The following is a 4,831-nucleotide window of genomic DNA, read 5'->3' on the forward strand; positions in this document are numbered from 1 at the left end:
GGCACTGTTCCTGCTGGTCCTGCTGCTGGTCGACGGCTGGGGCCGCTCGCCGGCGGCCGCGGCGGTGACCGTGTCCGTGGTGCCGGCGGCCGCGCTCGCCGCCGGGCCGATCGCCCGGCTGCTGCGTCCGAGCGAGCAGGTCGAGACCGCGGTGGGGTGCTTCCTGGTCGCCGGCGGCCTCGCGGGGCTCGCGATCCCGCCGTCGGCCCACCTCGCCTGGACCATCGCCCCCCAGGCGCTGGTCGGTCTCGGGCTGGGCCTGACGGTCGACCGGCTCACCGCGCGGGCGATCCACCTGCGCCTGCCGCGCGTGGAGCACGCCGGCTGGACGATCGGTGCCCGCCACGTCGGCGTGGTCCTCGGGCTGGCGATCCTCACGCCGGTGTTCACCGCCGACCTCGAGGACGCCCAGGCACCGGCTCAGGAGGCCATCACCTCGCTGGTGCTCGACGCGCCCCTGCCGGCCCGGGACAAGGTCGCGCTCGCGCGGTCGCTCGGCGACGAGCTGAGCGACCAGCACGGTCAGGTGCCCGACCTGCACCGGGCCTTCGCGGCCGCCGACCTGGCTCCCGGTGTCCGGCCGGCGGCGGCCGAGCTCGAACGCGACCTCGACGCCCAGCTCGAGCGCGCGGCGACCCGGGCGTTCCGCGACTCCTTCCTGATCGGCGCCGGGCTGGCGCTCCTGGCCCTGCTCAGCGTCGTCGTCCCCGCGCACCGGAGGGCGGCATGAGGACCCGCGCCGTCGCCCTGCCCGCCCTCGCGGCCGCGCTGGTCGGCGGGGTGCTCACGGTCCAGATCGCGTACGGCGGCGGCTCGTTCGAGCCGCTCCGTCCCGGTGACCCGTGCGCGGCCCGCGAGGTGGCGTCGAGGTCGGTGGGCATCGAAGCGCTCACCGAGCGCCTGGTGCTGATCGCCGTCGACCGCGCCGCGTGCCGCCTCGGCGTGAGCCGCGAGGCGTTCCTCCTCCGGGTCGCCGGCCCCGGCGCCCGCACCGACGCGGAGGTCGACGCCCTGCGCGCCGGCCTGCACGACGCCGTGGCGCAGATGTTGGCGGACGGCACCCTGCCGCCCGCGTCGGACCTGGTCGACGAGGCGCTCGACTCCGCCGACCTCAACGGGTTCCTCGAGGCGGTCATCCGCGCCTTGCCCGACTCGGCGATCGACGCCGCGCTCGAGACCGACGACGTCCTCGACCGGGCCATCGACGATCTCGACCTGCGCGCCTTGCTGAGCGACCTCGACGACCAGGCCGGGCTCGAGGCCCGGGTCGAGGCCGCTGTCGGCGAGGCCGTCACCGACTCACTGGTCGCCCGGGTGCGCGGCTTGGTCTAGCGGCCGCCGCCAGGTCGCGACGCCCTCGTCGAGGTGCAGCTCGGCGTCGGTCTCCGCGGCCGCCTCGGCGTCATGGGTGGCGACGACGACCACGGCACCGCGGTCGGCCTCGGCGCGCAGCGTCGCCATGGCGCGCTCGCGGTTGGTGGCGTCGAGGTCGCTGGTCGGCTCGTCGGCGAGCAGCACGGTGGCCCGCGCGGCGAGCGCCCGGGCCAGCGCGACCCGCTGCTGCTGGCCGCCCGAGAGCTCCTCGATGAGGTGGTTGCCGGACTCCTCGAGCCCGACGAGCGCCAGCGCGTCGGCAGTACGCCGGTGGGCCTCCGCGGGGTCGACCCGCTGGGCGAGCAGCGGCACGACCACGTTCTCCGTCGCCGTCAGGGACGACGCCAGCCCGTTGCCCTGCGGGACCACGACCACGCCGAGCCCGGCGGCCTGCTCGCGGCTGGTGAGGGCGGTCGGACCCAGGTGCACCTCGCCGGTGGTGGGCCGCAGCGCCGCGGCGAGCGCCCACAGCAGGGTCGACTTGCCGGCCCCCGACGGTCCGGTCACCGACACCATCCGGCCGGGCCCGACCGCGAGGTCGAGCGGGTGCAGGGCGAGCAGGTCGCCGTACGAGACCGAGAGGCCCGAGGCCCGCAGCTCACTCATCGCGCTCCTCCTCGGGCACCAGCAGGTAGCCGGCGCCGCGATCGGTGGGATGGAACCTCACCAGCGTCCCGGGGGCCAGGTTGTCGCGGACGTGCAGCGGCAGCGGCAGGAACCCGTCGGGGGTGACCACGGCGTACTCCTCGCCGCTGCGGCCCTCGCCGCCGACCCGGCCGTCGCGGATCGTGATCGTGCGGGGCAGGAACGCCGCGACGTCGGGGTCGTGGGTGACGATCACGACCGTGGTGCCGAGGTCCCGGCTGGTCTCCGCGATCGCCGCGAGGACCTGGTCGCGCGCGGCGTGGTCGAGCTGGCTGGTCGGCTCGTCGGCGAGCAGCAGGCCGGGCCGCACCGCCATCGCCACCGCGAGCGCCGCCAGCTGCAGGTGGCCGGGCGTCAGCTCGGCCAGCGGCCGGTGCGCGTCGGCGCCCAGACCGAGCCGGTCGAGCACCCCCTCGGGCTCGGGCAGCTCCTTGCCCCACCGCCGAGCGGCCCGTTGCGCGAAGCGGACGTTGTCGTGGGCCGTCGCGTAGGGCAGCAGGTTGCGCTCGGCGCCCTGGAGCATCAAGGACACGTCCTTGGCGCGCATCTCGTCCAGCTGGCGCGCGGTGGCGGCCGACAGCTCCAGGTCGCCCACGTGCACCTTGCCCGCGCTCGGCCGGAAGACCCCGGCGAGCAGGCTCAGGAGCGTCGACTTGCCCGCCCCCGACGGGCCGAGCAGGCCGACCAGCTCGCCGGGGGCGACGTCGAGGTCGACGCCCGAGAGCGCCGCGACCTCGTGGCCCTCGGAGCGGTAGATGTGCACCAGGCGCCGGGTGCTCACCCGCAGGCCCGCGGTCGAGTCGCTCACAGCGTCTCCCGGAGGCGTCGTACGCCGGAGCGTCGGGCCAGGGCCCGGCCGATCAGCACGCTGCCCAGCCCGAGGACGAGCGCGACGGCCGCGGCGGTGAGGGCGACCACGGACCAGGCGGTGTGGAGGTCGAGGGTGGACACCCGGGGCTCACCGGCGAACAGCGGCACGGTCGGCAGCGCCAGATGTGCGCCGTACAGCCCGGCGGCCGTGCCGGCGAGCACGCCGACCGCCACCGCGGGCAGCTGGGACGCGACCGCCATCGAGCCGATCGCCCGGCCCGTCACCCCGCTCATCCGCAGCGCCGCGAGGTCGCGGGTGCGGAACCGCCAGCTGCTCGCGGCGCCGACGAGCAGCACCAGCAGCGCGATGGCGACCGCGGCCGCGCCGACCAGGGCGGCCAGCTGGATGCTCCACGCCGCCGTCGACTCGTCGTAGGTTCGGCGGATGTCCGAGAGGGTGCGGGTGGTGGTCACGGCCGCGGCGTGGTCGTGGAGGGCGGCGTCGACGCGCGCGAGCAGCTCAGGGTCGTCCTCGGCGAACCACAGCTCGATCCGGGCGCTCGTCGCCAGCGCCACGCCGCGCTGGAGGAGATCGAGGTCGACCACGGCGACATCGGGCCCGGCCGAGGGCACCCGGTCGAGCACTCCGACCCAGGTGGCGGCCTGTGCGGTGCCGTCCAGGGCGCTGAGGTCGAAGTCGCGGCCCTGCGCGGTCGGCGGCAGGCTGCCCGCGACCAGGGCCGGTACGACGCCGGGCAGCCAGGTCTGCGACATCGACATCTCGCTCGGCCCGTCGGTGGCCACCCGGATCGTCAGCCGGTCGGGCGTGCTCGACCGCGGCACCAGGTCGCCGTCGGTGGGGTCGTGGACCGGGGTCCACGACTCGGCCGGGCCGATGGCGACCGGCCGGTCCCCCGCCAGACCGCTCAGCGTGGCCGCGCCCTGCATCATCGCGCCGGGAACGGTCTGCAGCCAGATCGCGGTCACGTAGCACCCGTCGCGGCAGTAGGACGCGACCTCGAAGCGCCGCCGCTCGACGGGGTCGTGGAGGTCCGCGACCGCGGTGTGCAGCGTCTCCCCGTACGGCGTGACGAGGTCGAGACCGAGCGTGAGCGGCCCGCGCTCGCCGTCGGTCCGGATCGAGACCAGCGAGGAGTCGGTGACCTCGAGGCGCAGCCGGGTCCCGGTGATCTCGATGGGCTCGGCATCGGTGCCCACGATGTCGTCCCAGGCCTCCGCGTCCGGGGCGTGCCCGCCGAACAGCGCGATCCGGGGGAACTCGTCCGGGACGACCGCGACGGTCTCGATCGCACCGGTGCCGGGTGGGCGGATGCGCACCACGGGCGTGACCTCGCGCCCCTCCGGGTCGACCTCCGCCAGCGCCTCGCGCACCGACAGCAGGTCGCCCGCCTGGACGCTGGCCACCAGCGGGGCGCCGGCCTCCTGCGCGGCCGCCGACCCACGGTTGCGATCGCCGATGACGAAGGCGTCGGCCGAGAACACCGCGAGCGCGGAGGCGAGGGTGACCACGGCGACGATCCGCCGGGTCGCCGGGCTGCGTGCCGCGTCCAGCAGGCTGACGGCCCCGCGGACCCGCCCGCGGGCGAGCATCCTGCGGCCGGCGAGCGCCGCGAGCGGCGTGGTGAGGTGGGCGAGCACGAGTCCGATGACGACCGCCAGCAGGCCAGGGGCGACCAGCGCCGCCGGGCCCTCGAGGCCGCCGGTCGCGAACACCACGACCACCGACCCGCAGCCCGCGACCACCAGCGCGTCGCCGGTGCCCAGCGCCCAGCCGCTGCGCCGCGGCGGCACCCGGCGCAGCAGCGTCTCGACCGGCTCGCGCGCGACCCGGGCCACCGCGACCGCGGTCAGCACCACCAGGGCGGCGATCGCGATGCCGACCGCCGCGACCAGGCGCAGCCCGGTCTCGAGCGGCGCATGTCCGGGGAGCACCGTCGCCCGGGCGATCCAGGTCCCGACCAGAGCGGCGGTGACGCCCGGC

General features: G+C 76.5%; 4 protein-coding genes and 1 pseudogene. 2 read left to right on the forward strand and 3 right to left on the reverse strand.

Annotated elements, in window-relative coordinates:
* Both VGD85_RS14825 and VGD85_RS14830 read left to right on the forward strand, forming a co-directional pair.
* A pseudogene (locus VGD85_RS14825) lies at positions 1-730 on the forward strand (MFS transporter); the annotation flags it as partial.
* Complete coding sequence (locus VGD85_RS14830) at positions 727-1,332, forward strand: hypothetical protein (RefSeq protein ID WP_331064209.1); 606 nt, start codon at positions 727-729, stop codon at positions 1,330-1,332. The pseudogene VGD85_RS14825 and the gene VGD85_RS14830, both read left to right, overlap by 4 nt.
* Here the strand turns inward: VGD85_RS14830 and VGD85_RS14835 are convergent.
* The 3 genes from VGD85_RS14835 to VGD85_RS14845 all read right to left on the reverse strand — a co-directional run.
* Positions 1,300-1,980 (reverse strand): ATP-binding cassette domain-containing protein, encoded by a 681-nt coding sequence (locus tag VGD85_RS14835; protein ID WP_331064210.1) that lies wholly within the window; start codon positions 1,978-1,980, stop codon positions 1,300-1,302. The genes VGD85_RS14830 and VGD85_RS14835 overlap by 33 nt on opposite strands.
* On the reverse strand, positions 1,973-2,827 hold the full coding sequence (locus VGD85_RS14840) for an ABC transporter ATP-binding protein (protein WP_331064211.1): 855 nt from the start codon (positions 2,825-2,827) through the stop codon (positions 1,973-1,975). Before VGD85_RS14840 ends, VGD85_RS14835 begins: the two co-directional genes overlap by 8 nt.
* Positions 2,824-4,831 (reverse strand): hypothetical protein (locus tag VGD85_RS14845; RefSeq protein ID WP_331064212.1); only part of this gene is annotated, 2,008 nt, incomplete at its 5' end. The genes VGD85_RS14845 and VGD85_RS14840, both read right to left, overlap by 4 nt.

Origin of the sequence: Nocardioides sp. (assembly GCF_036401255.1) — a bacterium.
Lineage (GTDB): Bacteria > Actinomycetota > Actinomycetes > Propionibacteriales > Nocardioidaceae > Nocardioides.